Here is a 17152-nt window from a genome sequence, read left to right on the forward strand (position 1 = left end):
TCCCCGTGGCGGTCCAGCCTGCTCTGCTTTCCGCCTTTACCTCGCAGGTAATGGAATCACGCCGAGGTTTGGCTATCATCGATGGCATGAACACGCTCACCGCCACCCATCACGCGCCCGCGGGCGTCCCATCGATGAGCCGCACGGTCGGCGACATGCTGCGCGAATGGCGTCAGCGGCGCCGGATGAGCCAGTTGCTGCTCGCGTCCGAAGCGGAGATCTCGACGCGCCATCTGAGCTTCGTCGAGTCGGGCCGCGCGCTGCCCAGCCGCGAGATGGTCATGCATCTGGCGGAGCGGCTCGAAGTGCCGCTGCGCGCGCGCAATGCGCTGCTCGTCGCGGCCGGCTACGCGCCGCTCTATCGCGAGCGTCAACTGTCCGATCCGCAACTGGGCGCCGCGCGCGAAGCGATCGATCTCGTGCTGAAGGGTCACGATCCCTATCCCGCCGTGGCCATCGACCGGCACTGGACCATCGTCGCCGCGAACAACGCGCTCGCGCCGCTGTTGACGGGCGCGAAGCCCGCGCTGCTCGAAGCGCCCGTCAATGCGCTGCGCCTGTCGATGCATCCGGACGGCATCGCGTCGCAGATCGCCAACTGGCACGCATGGCGCGCGCATCTGCTGTCGCGCTTGCAGCGGCAGATCGACGTGAGCGCGGACCCGACGCTCGCCGCGCTCCACGACGAGCTGGCCGCCTACCCGACGCCGCCCGGCGCCGAGCCCGCCGACGACAGCCACGCGTCCCTGCTGGAACAGATCGCCGTGCCGCTGCGCCTGCGCACGGACCTCGGCGTGCTGTCGTTCTTCAGCACGACGACCGTGTTCGGCACACCCGTCGACGTGACGCTGTCCGAGCTGGCGATCGAGGCGTTCTTTCCCGCCGATCCGCAAACGGCCGATGCGCTGCGCAAGCTCGCGGACGCGCGCACGCCGTCCGCGGCGAATGCCTGAGGCTCGCGCATGACGCGCGGCATCTCGATCCGACCGTTGGGCCCCGCCGACCGCGACGCGTTTTTCGCGCTGCGTCTGCGCGGGTTGAAAGCGCATCCCGCCGCGTTCGGGCAAAGCTATGAAGAAGCCATTGAGCGCGGCCCGGCGCAGCACGACGCGATGCTCGACGGCGCGCGGGCCGTGCACGGCGACGTTCTGCTGGGCGCGTTTTCGCCGCCGGACGGCGCGCTCGTCGGCACGGTCGGGCTGAAGCGCGAGACGCGCCACAACGAACGGCACAAGGGCTACGTGATCGGCATGTACGTCGCGGACGAGGCAGCGGGACGCGGAATCGGCCGCGCGCTGATGGCGGAGCTGCTCGCGCGCGCCGGACAGATCGACGGATTGCGGCAGGTCGCGTTGCTCGTCACGAGCTCGAACGGTTCGGCCCGCGCGCTGTACGAATCGCTCGGCTTTCGCGTGTACGGACAGGAGCCGGACGCGCTTTGCATCGACGGCGCGTATCACGATGCCGAGCTGATGGTCCGCTTCGTTCACGCGCAGCCCGCGCCTCGCGGCGAATGACAGAGCAAGACCCGGACTGTGCGCACGCGTCCCGGTGCGTACACTGGGCGGCATCGACATCGCTGATGCCATCACGCCACAGGGAGCCGCTCATGCAGGACGCAGCCTTCGATACGCAAGCCACGCTCTTCGGCCACGAGCCGCCCGCGCGCCAGCACGGCCGCAAGCCCGCGCTGGCGATTACCCCGGCACATTCGATCGGGCAGCGCATCGATGCAATCGACTGGACGCGCGCCGCGAGCGATCTCGACGCGCACGGCTGCGCGATGCTGCAGGGCCTGCTGAGCGGCCACGAATGCAGCGCGTTAAGTGCGCTGTATCCGCGCGACGATCTGTATCGCAGCCGCGTCGTCATGGCGCGGCACGGCTTCGGGCGCGGCGAATACAAGTACTTCGACTATCCGCTGCCCGGCATCGTCGGCGCGTTGCGCGCGTCCGTCTATCCGCATCTCGCGCCGCTCGCGAACGCCTGGAATGCGTCGATGCACATCGACGTCCGCTATCCGCCGACGCACGCCGCTTTCCTGCGCCGCTGCCATGACGCGGGGCAATCGCGCCCGACTCCGCTGATCCTTCAATACGCGGCAGGCGACTACAACTGTCTGCACCAGGACCTGTACGGCGAGCATGTCTTTCCGATCCAGCTTGCGATCTTGCTGTCCGAGCCCGGCAAGGACTTCGAAGGCGGCGAGTTCGTGCTGACGGAGCAGCGACCGAGGATGCAGTCACGCACGGAAGTCGTGCCGCTGCGCCAGGGCGACGCCGTGCTGTTCGCCGTACATCACCGGCCCGTGCAAGGGACGCGCGGCGCATATCGCGTGAACATGCGGCATGGCGTGAGCCGGCTGCGCTCGGGTCATCGGCATACGCTCGGCATCATCTTTCACGACGCCAGCTAAGCGGCTGTCGTGGCCGTGCCAATGTCGCCGGAACCCGCTACCTATCACGATGTCTGCGGCCGCTTTGGCGGGCCGCTACGCGCCTCGCCGACGAATGCCGGCTGGGAGACCTCGTCGGGGCCATCGCGGCGGGCTGATGGCCGGGCTAAAGGCCCCGGCTGGCTCCGGTTGTCAAATAGCCGTCTGTCCAATCGCATCGTGTCAGGCAGCATCAACGATCGACATGGCCCCGCCGGAGCCGTTGCCACACAACATGACAGGCGTGCGCCCATGCCCCTGCTTGGGTTGAAAGCGGACGCTCCAGTTCGGCCCGGCGACACACCGGTACAAATTTCGCCGGAAGCCTGTAACAACTCCGGCCGAAGCCGTTACAAACCCGTCGCCATTTGTAACTGCCAATTCGTCCTTTCCGTTACATTCGGGTTATCCCTGGGACCTCGGCCCGCCGTCGCATTTTTTACCTTCCGCTTTTGCCTTTTCTTTCTCCCGCCTTTCTAAATTCATTTCGCTTTTGCATAAGCCGAGGTTGTGCGTCCTATTCGGAAAGTATTGTGTCAAGCCTTATGTGATAAGGGTTTCCGAGGAGCCCGCCGCAAACGTTTTCCGCCTGCATTGCGATTATGACGGCGACATGAAAGACTTACCGAATTCCTGTTGTTTTGTCGTATCTTTTTTTTGAGAAAGGAGTTGATTTCTGGAAATCCTGTTCATACAATTCCGCCCAAGCTGTTACGAAATGTAACGGCTTGTATCAAAGATTGGCTGGATGTGTCGACGCACCAACTTGACGCCGGAGATCTTCAGTGTCCGGCGGGGCATAAGACCATAACGGCAGAAAATGCCGACAGAGAAATTCGGGGCTTCGGAAACACAAAAAATGGACCGTAGCAGCGAGACGCTGGATTCTATCCGCGAAATCAACTTGTCTTACATCATGCTCGCACAACGCATGTTGCGCGAGGACAAGGCAGTCGGAATGTTCCGCCTGGGCTTGTCATCGGAGCTGGCCGATATTCTTGCCGGGCTGTCGCTCGCGCAGATCGTCAAGCTGGCCAGTTCCGATCAGCTTTTATGCTTTTTCCGCTTCAACGACCATACGATGCTGTCGGCGTTGACCCATACCTCCCGGCACGCAGAAGTGGCATCGACACATGCCGCCATCCTGCTGGCTGGACAACCCGCAGAGCAGTTCGCTTAAACCACAGAGGGACTGCCATGCTGAAAAAGAGCCTCACCGAAGACGCACAGGAAGTGTTCCGCGCAATCGCGCTGATTGAACTGGGCGCGCGCATGCAGGTGCTCGAAAGCGAGTTGACGCTGTCGCGCGACCGGATGATCCGGCTGTACCGCGAGGTGAAGGGCGTATCGCCGCCGAAGGGCATGCTGCCGTTCTCGGCGGACTGGTACATGACGTGGCTCGCGAACATCCACGCTTCGCTGTTCTACAACACGTATCTGTTCCTGAAGAACGAGGCGCGCTGCTCGCACCTGGACGCGCTGACCAAGGGTTATCGTCTGTACCTCGAACATTGCCGTCATAGCGACACGGAGCCCGTGCTCGATCTGACGCGCGCATGGACGCTCGTGCGTTTCTTCGACGCCGAAATCCTGCAACTGACGCCCTGCTGCCGTTGCAGCGGCAAGTTCGTCGCGCACAAGCACGACCTGCAGCACAACGTCGTGTGCGGCGCTTGCCAGCCGCCGTCGCGCGCGGGCAAGACCAAGAAGGCCGCTGCTGCTAAGCGCGAAGCGCAGCCGCAAGTCACGCTCGCGCCGCAGGTTGCCGACGATGTCGAAGTACTCGAAGAACAGGTCATGGAGGAAGCTGCGCTCGCGGCCTAGCTCCGCGCATCGCACAGTCCATCCGAAGCAACGCATTACGCTTTGAAGCCGGTCTCACGAGACCGGCTTTTTTTCGCCCGCTTTTTTTGCCCGCTTTTTTCGCGTTGTTTTTTGCCGCTGCTTTTCGATCAGACCCGGGTTCGCGGCTCGCGGCCCCCGGTCGGGCAGTCAGCCGGCAAAGCCCAGCGTCTGCACCACCAGCCAGATATTCGCCGCGCTGATCACGGCAAACAGCGCCCACGCGATGATGCGTGTCGGCAGCCGGTTCGCGAATTCGCCCATGAGCGCACGGTCGCCCGTCATGCGGATCAGCGGATAAAGCGCGAACGGCAGTTGCAGGCTCAGCACCACCTGGCTTGCGACGAGCAATTGCCCGACCGCGCCGTTGCCGAGCATCTGCACGCCGACGAGGGCGGGAATCAGCGCCAGTGCGCGCGTGATGAACCTGCGCTGATAGCACGGAATCTTCAGCTGCAAAAAGCCTTCCATGATGACCTGCCCGGCGACGGTGCCCGTGAACGTCGAGCTTTGTCCCGACGCGAGCAGCGTGATCGCGAACAGCACGGCCGCGAATCCCGTGCCGACGATAGGCGCGAGCAGCCGGTACGCGTCCTCGATTTCGGTGACTTCGGTGTGGCCCGTCGAATGAAACGCCGCGCCTGCCAGAATCAGGATCGCCGCGTTGATCAGCAGCGCGAGACAGAGCGCGACGATCGTGTCGATGCGAGATAGCGAAATCGCGCCGGCGAGGCCCTCGCGATCGCGCTTGACGGCGCGCGTCTGCACGACGGACGAATGCAGATACAGGTTATGCGGCATCACCGTCGCGCCGAGAATGCCGATCGCGAGATACAGCGGCTCGCGCTCGCTGACGGCCTGCCATGAAGGCACGAGCCCTGCCGCGACGGACGGCCAATGCGGCTTCACGAGCGCGAGCTCGATGATGTAGCCGACGCCGATGGTCGCGATCAGCCCGAGCATGATCGCTTCGAGATCGCGGAAGTTCTTGCCCTTGAGCCCGAGCACGATCAGCGTGTCGAATGCAGTGAGGATCACGCCCGCCGTCAGCGAGCATTTGAACAGCAGGTGAAACGCGAGCGCGCCGCCCAGCACTTCGGCGAGATCGCAGGCGATGATCGACAGCTCGGCAAGCAGCCACTGAAAGCGCGCGACGCCCGGCGAGTAACGCGTGCGCGACAGTTCCGCGAGATTGCGGCCCGTCGCGATGCCAAGCCGCATGCTCAGGCACTGCAGCACCATCGCCGCGACGCTCGACAGCACGACGACGAACAGCAGGCTATAGCCGTAGCGCGAACCGGCTTCGATGTCGGTGGCCCAGTTGCCCGGGTCCATGTAACCGATCGACACCAGCAAGCCAGGGCCCGCGAATTGAAAGATCTTCTTCCAGAAAGGCGCCGACTGGGAGACGGCGACGGTGCCCTGCACCTCGGACGGGCAGAACGGCGCGGTTGCTGTAGTAGGTAGTTTGAACTGCAATGCCGGTCACCTCGAGGTCGATCAACCGCGGCTGAACCGCCAAGGCGGCGCCGCGAAACGCCCTCAAGTGTACAAAGAAACCTCCGGCAATGTCCCAAGAAGGGCGTAGCGCCCGACGTCGCGCACGCGATAGTCGACGGGGTCATGCAGCGTGTGCACGCGCGCGTTGCGCCAGAAGCGGTCGAGCGCGAGCGGCGCGAGCGTCGCGCGCGCGCCGCATGCATCGAAGAGCGACTCGCTCACGTCGAGCGCCGCGCGGTGCGCGTGAATCTTCGCCTCGGATACTGCGAGCGCGACGTGCGCGCGCGTTTCGGCTGTCAGCGCTTCGCCCTCGTTCCATGCATCGTCGAGCGCGAGCGCGGCGCGTGTGGCGAGCGCATGTGCGCCAACCACTTTCAGACGCATCTCGCCGAAGCGCTGAATCAGATAAGGATCGTCGAGTGCATTCTCGACGCCCGAGCTGATCCAGGGCCGCCCGTGCTTCGACACATAGCGGCGCGCTTCTTCCAGCGCGCCCTGCGCGATGCCGACGAACAGATTCGTCAGCACGAGTTGCGAGACGAGCGTGCGCAGCGTCGCGCGCGGTGTCGGCGGCTTCTCCGAACGATGCAGCACTTCATCGGCTTCGACCTTCACGCGTGTGAACGACACGCTGCCGCTATCCGTCTGGCGCTGGCCGATCGGGTCCCAGTCTTCGTTGACGGTGATGCCGGCGCGCGCGGTCGGCACGACGGCGAACATCGGCTTGCCCGTTTCAGGATCGTGAGCGGATACCGTCATCATCTGCGAGCCGCGCGTGCCCGAGCAAAAACCTTTGACGCCGTCGAGCAGAAAGCCGCCGTCGTCCGTTGCGCGTGCAAGCAGACGCGCGTCGAGGGGATTCACCGCGTTGCCCCACCACCAGCGCGCATCGACGGTGCCGCGCAGATAGCGCGCGCGCTGCGCGCCGTTGCCCCACACATCGACGCTCACGATCTGCAGGTACTGAAAGCCCAGCAGATGCGCGAGCGCACTGTCGACGCGCGCAATCGCGCGAATCGTCTCGTACACGTCAGGCCAGCGCGCGCCCGCGCCGCCGAATTCGCGCGGCACGGCCAGCGTGAGCAGGCCTGCATCGGCGATCCACTGCTTTTCCTGCGCCGCGTGGCCGCCCGCACGGTCGCGCGCGGCGGCGCTCTCCCGCAGCGCCTCGATCAGCGCGTGCAGATCGCGCGCGGGCTGTGCAACGCTGAGCCCCGGTGCCGCGGGAATGCGTGGATCGTTCATGCCGTCTCCGTTTCGGCGGGTATCGACAACGGCGCGAGCGAACTCAGTGTCGACGGATCACGGCCGGTCAGGCGGCCTAGAATTTCGCGCCGCCAGTCGTCATAGATTGCAGGGTATGCCGCGATGTCCGCGCCGAAGACCAGCGCTGTGTGCGCGTATTCATCGTGCAGATAGCCGTCGAGGCGGCGCTGCGCTTCGTCGTCGGCAGCGACGATGGCTTCGATCAGCGCGTCGCGCCGCGCGGACGGCGTCGCAGCGAGCCTCGCCTGCCACCATTGAACGATCTGCACGCGATGCCATTCCTCATCGGGACGTATGCGGTTTTCGCCATGCTCGCGCATCGCGGGATCGGCGATCGTGCCCGTCTTGCGCTGAATCCAGAGCTTCGCGAGGATGTGCAGTTCGTAATGCCATTCGAACGCGAGAAAGCCGGCCAGGTCGCGCACCGCGAGATCGCCGATCCGCTTCCAGTGCTGCGCGACGAGCGCCTGCACTTCGGGTAACGGATCAACGCCCGTCAATGCAATGATCCGCTCGCGCGCGATCGATGCATGCGCGCCATCGTCGCCGAGCTGTCTCGCAAGGATCAACTGGAAATGAGGATCGTCGGCAAAGAGCGTGTCGATAGCACGGGCAACCACCTGTACGATGAAAAGATCGTGCGACGCCATGCGCGTGTAGTAGTCGCGCACGGCATTCAGTTCGCGATCGTTCTGCGGCGCGCGCGGCGGCGCGGCCAGCTTGTCCGGAAAGTCGGGCACGTGGCGCCGCGCGACCTCGATAAACAATCGCTCTTCGAAATCCGAGCTCCACTGTTGCGGAATGAATTCGTGTGTCATGGCAGTGCTATGTGTTGTTGTCGGACTTCATGCGCGTTGCGCGAGACGGCGCACCAGGCGGTCGCCGGCGAACTGAACGGCTGTGACGATCGCGATCAGCAACACGATCACCGTCACCATCACGGCCGTGTCGAAGCGCTGATAGCCATAGCGGATCGCGAGATCGCCGAGCCCGCCCGCACCGACGGCGCCCGCCATCGCCGACGAGCCGATCATCGCTACGACCGTGATCGTGAATCCGCCCAGAATGCCGGGCAATGCTTCGGGCAGCAGCACATGCCAGACGATGTGACGGCGCTGCGCGCCCATCGCCTGCGCCGCCTCGATCAGACCGCGGTCCACTTCGCGCAGACTCACCTCGGCGACGCGCGCGAAGAACGGGATCGCGGCGATGGAAAGCGGCACGATGGCGGCCCGTACGCCGATCGTCGTGCCGATCAGCAGACGCGTGAGCGGCAACAGCGCGACGAGCAGAATGATGAACGGCGTCGAACGAAACGCATTGACGATCGCGCCGAGCGTCGTGTTCACGGTGCGCCGTTCGAATATGCCGCCGCGCGTCGTCGTCACCAGCACGAGCGCAAGCGGAATGCCGATGACGAGCGCAACGACGGCCGAAATGCCCACCATCAGCAAGGTGTCGCGAATCGCGCCCGCGAGTTCGGATAACCAGAGCTCAGACATAGCCCAGCACCTCCACATGATTCGCGTGATGCCGCGCGCTTTCTACGAGCGACGCAACGCGCCTGTCGAAACTCCCGGCATCTCTTTCAGTGACGGACAGGCGCGCCGCGACCACGAGACGTCCTTGCGCATGCCCTTGAATGCGGTCGATACCGCCGTGCACGAAGCTCACCCCTTCACCCGGCGCGCCCCCCAACGCCGCGCTGAGCGCCGCGAGATCCGGCTCGTTCTGGTTCGCGCCCGTATAGCGGATATCGAAGAGAACCTGGGTCGTCTCGCCGGGCACGGCATCGCGCAGAGGCTTCACACGCGCCGCGAGATCGGCGGGCAGATCGTGAACCAGTGTGCGCAGCAGCGCACGCGTCGCATCGTGCCGGGGCGCGCCGAACACGCGCCAAACGGGACCCGCTTCGACCACCTCGCCCTTTTCGATCACCGCGACGGTGTCGCACACTTCGCGTATCACTTCCATCTCGTGCGTGATCAGAACGATCGTCAGACCGAGACGCTGGTTGATATCGCGCAGCAATGCGAGTATCGATTGCGTCGTTTCGGGATCGAGTGCCGAGGTTGCCTCGTCGCACAACAGAATGCCGGGGTCGTGCACCAGTGCGCGCGCAATCCCGACACGCTGCTTCTGCCCGCCCGAAAGACTCGCGGGATAAGCGTCCCGCTTCGCGGACAGTCCGACGAGTTCGAGCAGCGCATCGACCTTCGTATCGATGGCCGGCTTCGGCACGCCCGCGATTTTCAGCGGCAGCGCGATGTTCTCGTGCACCGTCTTCGCCGACAGCAGATTGAAGTGCTGGAAAACCATGCCGATCCGGCGGCGCAACGCGACGAGACCGCGCTCGTCCAGTGCGCCGACGCTCACGCCGTTGACGCGCACCGCACCCGAGGTCGGCTTTTCAAGTCCGTTGACGAGACGCAGCAACGTCGATTTGCCCGCGCCGCTGCGGCCGATGATGCCGAATATTTCGCCGCGCCGCACGCTCAACTGCACCTTCGACAACGCGACTGAACGCTCGCCGCGCCGCCCGCCGAATACTTTGCCCACGTCATCGAACACGACTGCGTGCGACGCGTCGTCATGCGGCGTTCGCTTCGCAGCCAGCGCGGGCCCGTCTTCGATAAAGCGTGCTGCATTGAACAGATTGTTCATGGCATCGAGTCCTTTCCGGATGACCGCGTTCATGCTTCGACCCCCGCGCGAAAGCGATGCTGCGCGCCAGCGTGCGCGTCGGGCAAACGCGCGCGTCCCGCGCCGAAGAGCTTTTCGCGCAACGTCGGCGCAGCGTCGTAGTCTTCCTTGTAAATGCCGCGGTTCTGCAATTCGGGAACGACGAGATCGACAAAGTCTTCGAACGATTCCGGCGTCACAGTGCGCGTCAGATTGAAACCGTCGACGCCCGCTTCATCGATCCACGCCTGCAGTTCGTCGGCGACCTGCTGCGGCGAGCCGACGAATGGCTTCGTGCGGCCGCCCAGTTGCATCTGCTCCAGCACCTTGCGCTTGGTCCACACGCCCGTCGTGCTGCGGTTGGAAATCGCCTCGAGTGCCGATTGCATCGAATTCGTCTTTACGTAGTCGATCGGTTCGTCGAGCGCGTATTCGGCAAAGTCGATTCCCGTCGAACTTGAAAAGTGCGCAAGCCCGCCTTCCGCACTTGCATGGCGCCGGTATTCGGCGAACTTTTCTTGTGCCGCCTGTTCAGTGCGGTCGACCACCACGGTGATGCCGACGAAGATCTTGACATCGCCGGGCGCACGGCCAAAGCTCACCGCTCGCGCGCGAATGTCGTCGACGATCGACTTCGTCAACGCCTTGCTCTGTCCGCCGACGAACACGCACTCGGCGTGCCGCGCGGCAAAATCGACGCCGCGCGCCGACGACCCCGCCTGGTACAGCACAGGCGTGCGTTGCAGCGACGGCTCGCTCAGATGAATGGCGTCGATCGAGTAGTACGGCCCCTTGTGCGTGATCCGGTGCACCTTCCCCGGCTGCGAGAAGATGCGCGCGCCGCGGTCGCGCACCACGGCATCGTCTTCCCAGCTGCCTTCCCAAAGCTTGTAGACGACATCCATGTAGTCGTCCGCGCGATCGTAGCGGTCGTCGTGGCCGACCTGCTGTGCGAGCCCCATGCCGCGCGCGGCGCTGTCCAGATACCCCGTCACGATGTTCCAGCCGACGCGTCCCTTCGTCAGATGATCGAGCGTGGACATGCGGCGCGCGAACAGATAAGGCGGCTCATACGTCAGATTCGCGGTGACGCCGAAGCCGATATGCTTCGTCACATGGGCCATCGCGGGAACGATCAAGGCCGGATCGTTGATGGGAATCTGCACCGACTCGCGCAGCGGCGTACCCGGCCCGCCCTGGTACACGTCATATACGCCCACGATATCCGCGAGAAAAATGCCGTCGAATTTGCCGCGCTCCAGCGTCCGCGCAAGACTGGTCCAGTAGTCGAGGTCCGTGTAGTGAGCGGAACGGTCGCGCGGATGCGTCCACAAGCCGTGATTGATATGGCCGACGGCATTCATATTGAACGCGTTGAGCAAGATCTTTTTCTTCGCCATCGCCGTCACCATGCCACTGCGTACAGCGTGCCGAATGCCTGGTCGAGCGCCGCGCGCACAGCCGGCGAATGCTGGTAGATCGAAATGAACTTGCGAATGCGCGGGTCATCCACGCTCTCGGGGCGCACCACCCATTGAATCGCGAAGATCTTGTTTTCGAGTCCGTCGAACAGCAACGCGCTGTTCGGATCGGTCGTTCCCGCGAGCTTGATGAAACTCGGGTACCCTTGCGCAAGATCGACGTCGTCCAGCGAGCGCGCAAGCTGCGATGCTTCCAGCGCGACGATCTTCAGATGCTTCGGATTATCGACAATGTCGAGCGTGGTCGCGCGATAGTCGACACCCGGCTTCAGCTTGATGAGACCCGCGCGCTGCAGCAGCAACAATCCTCGCCCGCCGTTGACCGGGTCGTTTGCGATGGCGACCGTCGCACCGTCTTTCAAATCCTCGAAGCGCTTGACCTTCTTCGAATAGAGACCGATCTTCATGATCGTGCCCGGCGCAATCGCGACGAAGTTATAGCCGCCCTGCTTCTTCGCGTTTTCGAGGAAGGGAATGTGCTGGAAGTAATTGACGTCGATGTCCTTGTTCGCGAGCGCGGCGTTCGGCGTATTCCAGTCCGTGAACTCGATGATCTTGACATCGAGACCTTGCGCTTTTGCTTCGCGCGCCGCGACTTTGAGTGCTTCGATCTGCGGGCTGGTTGCGGTGCCGATTTTCAATGTCGGCGTGTCCGCGGCGAATGCCGAAGTGGCATTCAAGGCAATTGCAACGATCATTGCGTGAATGAGCGATCGGTTCGGCGCAATCAACAGGCGCCGCAATGCGGACAGAAAGAGACTCATGTTCAACTCGATGGAAGTGATGTGCTTTTCGTGTGGCGAGCCCGGTCTCGAGCGCGCCGTCGCACGCCCGGACAAGGTCGGCATTCTTGAAGGGAACCGCATACGCGGACCAACGGGCGCGGCGGTCAGTCAGACGCCGCGCCAGGTCAGCGCGGACAACGGGATGCAGGACAGGTCATCGCCTCTCTCCAGATGAGGTGAAAACGATGATAGAGGCGCGCAGAAAAGCGGTCTACGAAGCGATTTTCGAATCGAAATCGCGAAATGCGATATGAAGCAGCGTCAACTTCGCGCCGAATTAAAACGATGACGCCGGAATTGACGCGTTAGCGGAGGCAAAAAAAATGCGGACCTTTTCGAGGTCCGCATTTTGCACTTCGACAGCGAATATCGAATCAACGCTTCGCCACTTGCTGCCCTTGCGCGTCCGCACCGCCGACATCCGTCTTCACATCGCCCCAACCGCCGCCCAGCGCGCGAATCAGGTTGACGGTCGAGACCGCTTGCGTGCCCGCCAGATGGCTCAATTGCAACTGCGATTGCAGCACCTGCCGTTGCGCGTCGATCACGTCGAGATAGCTGACCTGCCCTTCCTGATACTGCGTTTGCGACAGATGCTGCGCGCGCTTCGATGCATTGACGGCATCGTTCTGCTCGCGTGTCTGATCGCTGAGCAAACGCAGATCCGACAGATTGTCCTCGACTTCGCGGAACGCCACGAGCACCTGCTGGCGATACTGCGCGACGTCCTCGTCATACTTCGCGCGCGCATTCGCCAGATTCGCCTTGCGCCGGCCGCCGTCGAAAATCGGCATCGTCAGCGCCGTGCCCGCGAACGGCCCGAGCAGGAACGCGCGGCTCGACCACTGGAACAGATCGCCGAGCGTCGCCGATTCGAAGCCGAACGCGCCCGTGATATCGAGCTTCGGGAAGAACGCCGATTTCGCGAGGCCGACACGCGCGTTCGCCGCCGCCATCGCGCGCTCCGCCGCCGAGATGTCGGGGCGGCGCTCCAGCAGCGCCGAGGGCAACCCGGCGGGCACGCGCGCCGTCACGGGCGCGAGCGGCGTCTCGGGGAACGAGAAGTCCGCCGGCGGCTTGCCGAGCAGAATCGCGAGGCTGTGCTCCGATGCCGCGCGCTGACGCGCCACACCGACGGCATCGGCGCGCGCCGTCGCCAGTTCATTGCGGGCGCGCGACACGTCCAGCTCGTTGATGTCGCCTTCGTTGAAGCGCCGCTCGACCAGCTTCAGCGCGTCCTCACGCAACGTCACCGTCTGACGATACAGGCTCAACTGCGTATCGAACTCGCGCAACTGAAAGTAGTTCTGCGCGACATCCGCCTGCAACGCGAGCTGCACCGAGCGGAACAGCGCCTCGCTCTGCGCCTGATCGGCGCGCGCCGCATTCACGTTCGAGCTCACGCGGCCGAACAGATCGACTTCATACGATACCGTCGTCTGCGCGCGCCACAGCGTTTGCGTCGGCACGTTCGCGTCGTTTGGCAGAAACTGCGAAGCCGGCGACGCACGTTCGCGCGTCGGCCCGAAACCCGCATCGATCGACGGGAAAAACGCGGAGCGCGCCTCCCGCGTCAGCGCCCGCGATTGCTCCACACGCGCGGCGGCGGCCTTCAGGTCCTGGTTCGCATCGGCGGCCTGCTTCTCCAGTCCGTTCAGCGTCGAGTCGTTGAAGATCGTCCACCATTCGCCGCGATGCGCTTCTTCAGCGGGCTCCGCCGTCTTCCATGTGCCCGCTTCGCTCGCCGGCAGCGCCGCGGCGGGCGCGGCATCCGTCGTCGCAGCCGACACGGGCGCTTCCTTGAACGCCGCCGGCGTCGGCGCATCGGGCCGGTGGTAGGTCGGCTCGACCGAGCAGGCCGCCAGCAGCAACATCAGCAACCCGCTCGCCGCCACGCGTGAGAGGCCGCGCATCTGTTCAAATCCTGTCATTGTCATTTTCTCCATCAGGCGTCCGTCGTGTGTGCGACGAGATGCGGCGAGTCCTTCTGTGCGACGTGAATCTTGCCGCCCGCCAATGTACGCAGCACCACGTAGAACACGGGCGTCAGCAGCAGGCCGAACAGCGTCACGCCGAGCATCCCGAAGAACACGGCCACACCCATCGCGTGCCGCATTTCGGAACCCGCGCCGCTCGACACCACCAGCGGCACGACGCCCATGATGAACGCGATCGACGTCATCAGAATCGGCCGCAGACGCATGCGGCTCGCTTCGATTGCGGCCGCCATCGGCGTGCGTCCGTCGTGTTCGAGCTCACGCGCGAACTCGACGATCAGAATCGCGTTCTTCGACGCGAGGCCCACGAGCACCATCAAGCCGATCTGCGTGAAGATGTTGTTGTCGCCCTGCGTGAGCCACACGCCCGCGAGCGCGGACAGCACGCTCATCGGCACGATCAGGATCACCGCGAGCGGCAGCGTGAGGCTTTCGTACAGCGCGGCGAGCACGAGGAACACGAGCAGCACGCTGATCGGGAACACCCACAGCCCCGCGTTGCCCGCGAGAATCTGCTGATACGTGAGGTCGGTCCACTCGAATTTCACGCCCTTGGGCAACACCTCGGCCGCGATGCGCTCGGCCGCGGCCTGCGCTTCACCCGACGAAAAGCCCGGCGCGGGACCACCGTTGATGTCGGCTGCCGTAAAGCCGTTGTAGCGCACGACCATTTCCGGGCCATAAGTCGGCGTCACCGTCACGAGCGACGACAACGGCACCATCTCGCCATTCGCGTTGCGCGTCTTCAGTTGCAGGATGTCGTCCGCGCGTTGACGGTACGGCGCATCCGCCTGCACGCGCACCTGGTACACGCGGCCGAAGCGGTTGAAGTCGTTCACATACAGCGAGCCGAGGTACACCTGCATCGTGTTGAAGACGTCCGTCACGGGCACGCCCAATTGCTTCGCCTTCACGCGATCGAGATCGACGTTCAGCTGCGGCACGTTGATCTGATAGCTCGAGAATGTCGGGCCGAGTTCGGGTGTCGCCGCCGCCTTCTTGACGAACGCTTCCGTCGCCTTGTTCAGCGCTTCATAGCCGAGCGCGCCGTGGTCCTCCAGCTGCATCTTGAAGCCGCCCAACGTCCCGAGGCCCAGCACGGGTGGCGGCGGGAACACGGCGACGAACGAGTCCTTGATCGCGCCGTATTGCTGGTTCAGCGCGCCCGCGATCGCACCCGCCGACAACGCCTTGCCCTTGCGATCATGGAACGGCTTGAGCGTCACGAACACGATGCCCGCGCTCGAGCTGTTCGTGAAGCCGTTCACCGACAGCCCCGGGAACGCCACCGCGCTTTCCACGCCCGGCTGCTTCAGCGCGATCGCGCCCATGTCGCGGATCACCTTCTCGGTGCGGTCGAGCGATGCGCCGTTCGGCAGTTGCGCGAACGCGATCAGATACTCCTTGTCCTGCGCCGGCACGAAGCCGCCTGGCACCACGCGCGACACGAGCACGGTCAGGCCGAGCAACACCGCATACACGACGAGCATCGCGCCCTTGCGCTTCAACACGCCGTTCACGCCGCGGCCATAGCTATCCGAGCCGCGATGGAACACCTTGTTGAACGCCTTGAAGAAGCGTCCCAGCACGCGGTTCATCACACGCGTGACGATGTCTTCCTTCGCGCCGTGACCGCGCAGCAGCATCGCCGACAACGCAGGCGACAGCGTCAGCGAGTTGAACGCCGAGATCACCGTCGAGATCGCGATGGTCATCGCAAACTGCTTGTAGAACTGCCCCGTCAGGCCGCTCATGAACGCGAGCGGCACGAACACGGCGACCAGCGTGAGCGCAATCGCGATGATCGGCCCGCTGACCTCCTGCATCGCCTTGTACGTCGCATCTCGCGCACTGAGCCCGCTTGCGATGTTCCGCTCGACGTTCTCCACGACCACGATCGCATCGTCGACCACGATGCCGATCGCGAGCACCATCCCGAACAGCGACAGCGCGTTGATCGAGAAGCCGAACAACAGCAGCAGCGAGAACGTGCCGATGATCGACACGGGCACCGCGATCAACGGAATGATCGACGCGCGCCACGTCTGCAGGAACACGATCACGACGATCACGACGAGCGCAATCGCTTCGAGCAGCGTGTGCACGACGGCCTCGATGCTCGAACGCACGAACTGCGTCGGGTCATAGACGATCTTGTACTCGACGCCCGCCGGGAAGTCGGCGCTCAGCTCCTTCATCGCCGCGCGCACTTCATCGGAGATCTGCAGCGAGTTCGCTCCCGGCGACTGGTTGATCGCCATCGCGACGGCAGGCTTGTTGTCGAGCAACGAACGCAGGCCATATTCGGACGCGGCGAGCTCGATCCGCGCGATATCGCGCAGATACGTGACGGCCCCATCGGGCGCCGTCTTCACGACGATGTCGCCGAACTCGCTCTCCGTCTTCAGGCGTCCGCGCGCATTGACGGACAACTGCAGCGACGTGCCCGGCACCGACGGCGACGCGCCGATCACGCCCGCCGCCACCTGAATGTTCTGCTCGCGAATCGCGTTGACGACTTCCGTCGCGGTCAGATTGCGTTGCGCGACTTTCTGCGGATCGAGCCACACGCGCATTGCGTAGTCGCCCGCACCCCACAATTGCACCTGCCCGACGCCCTTGATCCGTTCGAGCCGGTCCTTCACGTTGAGCAGCGCGTAGTTGCGCAGATACGTCATGTCGTAGCGATCGTTCGGCGAGATCAGGTGCACGACCATCGTCAGCGTCGGCGAGCTCTTGATCGTCGTCACGCCGAGACGCTGCACGTCCTCGGGCAGACGCGGCAACGCCTGGTTCACGCGGTTCTGCACGAGCTGGGTCGCGAGATCGGGGTTCGTGCCGAGCTTGAAGGTGACGGTGAGCGTCAGGTTGCCGTCGCTATTTGCCTGCGACTGCATGTACAGCATGTTTTCGACGCCGTTGATCTGCTCTTCGAGCGGCGACGCGACGGCCTCCGCGATCACCTTCGGGTTCGCGCCCGGATACTGCGCGTGCACCACGACGGAAGGCGGCACCACTTCCGGATACTCGGAGATCGGCAACTGGAATAGCGCGATCAGACCGGCGAGCAGAATCACGACCGATAGCACACCAGCAAAGATGGGCCGGTCGATGAAGAATTTGGATATGTTCATGTGAAGCTCTTGATGTTGGAGCGCTTACATC

At 64.0% G+C, this 17152-nt stretch carries 15 protein-coding genes; 6 read left to right on the top strand and 9 right to left on the bottom strand.

The features are described from left to right. The first annotated feature begins 50 nt into the window (after positions 1 to 50). The 5 genes from J8I87_RS06340 (at position 51) to flhC (ending at position 4258) form a co-directional block, all read left to right on the top strand. Positions 51 to 953, top strand: a complete 903-nt coding sequence (locus J8I87_RS06340) for a helix-turn-helix transcriptional regulator (protein ID WP_209930654.1) — start codon at positions 51 to 53, stop codon at positions 951 to 953. A gap of 9 nt (positions 954 to 962) precedes the next feature. Then, positions 963 to 1517: a GNAT family N-acetyltransferase gene (locus tag J8I87_RS06345; protein WP_209930581.1), complete on the top strand. Its 555-nt coding sequence runs from the start codon at positions 963 to 965 to the stop codon at positions 1515 to 1517. A 92-nt stretch (positions 1518 to 1609) separates the two neighbouring features. Further along, positions 1610 to 2416 carry a 2OG-Fe(II) oxygenase gene (locus tag J8I87_RS06350; RefSeq protein ID WP_209930582.1) on the top strand — a complete coding sequence of 269 codons (807 nt, stop codon included), beginning with the start codon at positions 1610 to 1612 and terminating at the stop codon, positions 2414 to 2416. Positions 2417 to 3293: 877 nt separating this feature from the next. Further along, the gene (gene flhD, locus J8I87_RS06355; protein ID WP_007585797.1) at positions 3294 to 3614 is read left to right on the top strand and encodes a flagellar transcriptional regulator FlhD; all 321 of its coding nucleotides are present in this window, start codon (positions 3294 to 3296) and stop codon (positions 3612 to 3614) included. A gap of 17 nt (positions 3615 to 3631) precedes the next feature. Further along, the gene (flhC, locus tag J8I87_RS06360) at positions 3632 to 4258 is read left to right on the top strand and encodes a flagellar transcriptional regulator FlhC (RefSeq protein WP_209930583.1); all 627 of its coding nucleotides are present in this window, start codon (positions 3632 to 3634) and stop codon (positions 4256 to 4258) included. A gap of 168 nt (positions 4259 to 4426) precedes the next feature. Here flhC and J8I87_RS06365 read toward each other — a convergent pair whose 3' ends face one another. The 7 genes from J8I87_RS06365 to J8I87_RS06395 all read right to left on the bottom strand — a co-directional run bounded on the left by J8I87_RS06365 (position 4427) and on the right by J8I87_RS06395 (position 11969). Then, positions 4427 to 5755, bottom strand: coding sequence for an Nramp family divalent metal transporter (locus tag J8I87_RS06365; RefSeq protein WP_209930584.1), 1329 nt, complete (start codon positions 5753 to 5755; stop codon positions 4427 to 4429). A 63-nt stretch (positions 5756 to 5818) separates the two neighbouring features. Next, positions 5819 to 7021, bottom strand: coding sequence for an acyl-CoA dehydrogenase family protein (locus tag J8I87_RS06370; protein WP_209930585.1), 1203 nt, complete (start codon positions 7019 to 7021; stop codon positions 5819 to 5821). Then, on the bottom strand, positions 7018 to 7860 hold the full coding sequence (locus J8I87_RS06375) for a hypothetical protein (protein WP_209930586.1): 843 nt from the start codon (positions 7858 to 7860) through the stop codon (positions 7018 to 7020). Before J8I87_RS06375 ends, J8I87_RS06370 begins: the two co-directional genes overlap by 4 nt. 27 nt (positions 7861 to 7887) lie before the next feature. Further along, the gene (locus J8I87_RS06380; protein ID WP_209930587.1) at positions 7888 to 8544 is read right to left on the bottom strand and encodes a methionine ABC transporter permease; all 657 of its coding nucleotides are present in this window, start codon (positions 8542 to 8544) and stop codon (positions 7888 to 7890) included. After that, positions 8537 to 9706 carry a methionine ABC transporter ATP-binding protein gene (locus J8I87_RS06385; RefSeq protein ID WP_209930588.1) on the bottom strand — a complete coding sequence of 390 codons (1170 nt, stop codon included), beginning with the start codon at positions 9704 to 9706 and terminating at the stop codon, positions 8537 to 8539. The genes J8I87_RS06380 and J8I87_RS06385 overlap by 8 nt, the downstream gene beginning before the upstream one ends. A 29-nt stretch (positions 9707 to 9735) precedes the next feature. Beyond that, a complete protein-coding gene (locus J8I87_RS06390; protein WP_209930589.1) occupies positions 9736 to 11124 on the bottom strand; it encodes an LLM class flavin-dependent oxidoreductase in 1389 nt (462 codons plus the stop codon). 5 nt (positions 11125 to 11129) lie between these two features. Continuing rightward, on the bottom strand, positions 11130 to 11969 hold the full coding sequence (locus J8I87_RS06395; protein WP_209930590.1) for a MetQ/NlpA family ABC transporter substrate-binding protein: 840 nt from the start codon (positions 11967 to 11969) through the stop codon (positions 11130 to 11132). Between J8I87_RS06395 and J8I87_RS06400 the strand changes: the two genes are divergently transcribed. After that, on the top strand, positions 11968 to 12165 hold the full coding sequence (locus tag J8I87_RS06400; protein WP_209930591.1) for a hypothetical protein: 198 nt from the start codon (positions 11968 to 11970) through the stop codon (positions 12163 to 12165). The genes J8I87_RS06395 and J8I87_RS06400 overlap by 2 nt on opposite strands. Positions 12166 to 12364: 199 nt before the next feature. Here the strand turns inward: J8I87_RS06400 and J8I87_RS06405 are convergent, their stop codons facing one another. Both J8I87_RS06405 and J8I87_RS06410 read right to left on the bottom strand, forming a co-directional pair. After that, complete coding sequence (locus tag J8I87_RS06405; RefSeq protein ID WP_209930592.1) at positions 12365 to 13921, bottom strand: efflux transporter outer membrane subunit; 1557 nt, start codon at positions 13919 to 13921, stop codon at positions 12365 to 12367. Between the two features lie 14 nt (positions 13922 to 13935). Then, complete coding sequence (locus tag J8I87_RS06410; protein WP_209930593.1) at positions 13936 to 17121, bottom strand: efflux RND transporter permease subunit; 3186 nt, start codon at positions 17119 to 17121, stop codon at positions 13936 to 13938. Positions 17122 to 17152: the final 31 nt, after the last annotated feature.

This window comes from Paraburkholderia sp. LEh10 (genome assembly GCF_017814945.1).
Taxonomy (GTDB): Bacteria; Pseudomonadota; Gammaproteobacteria; order Burkholderiales; family Burkholderiaceae; genus Paraburkholderia.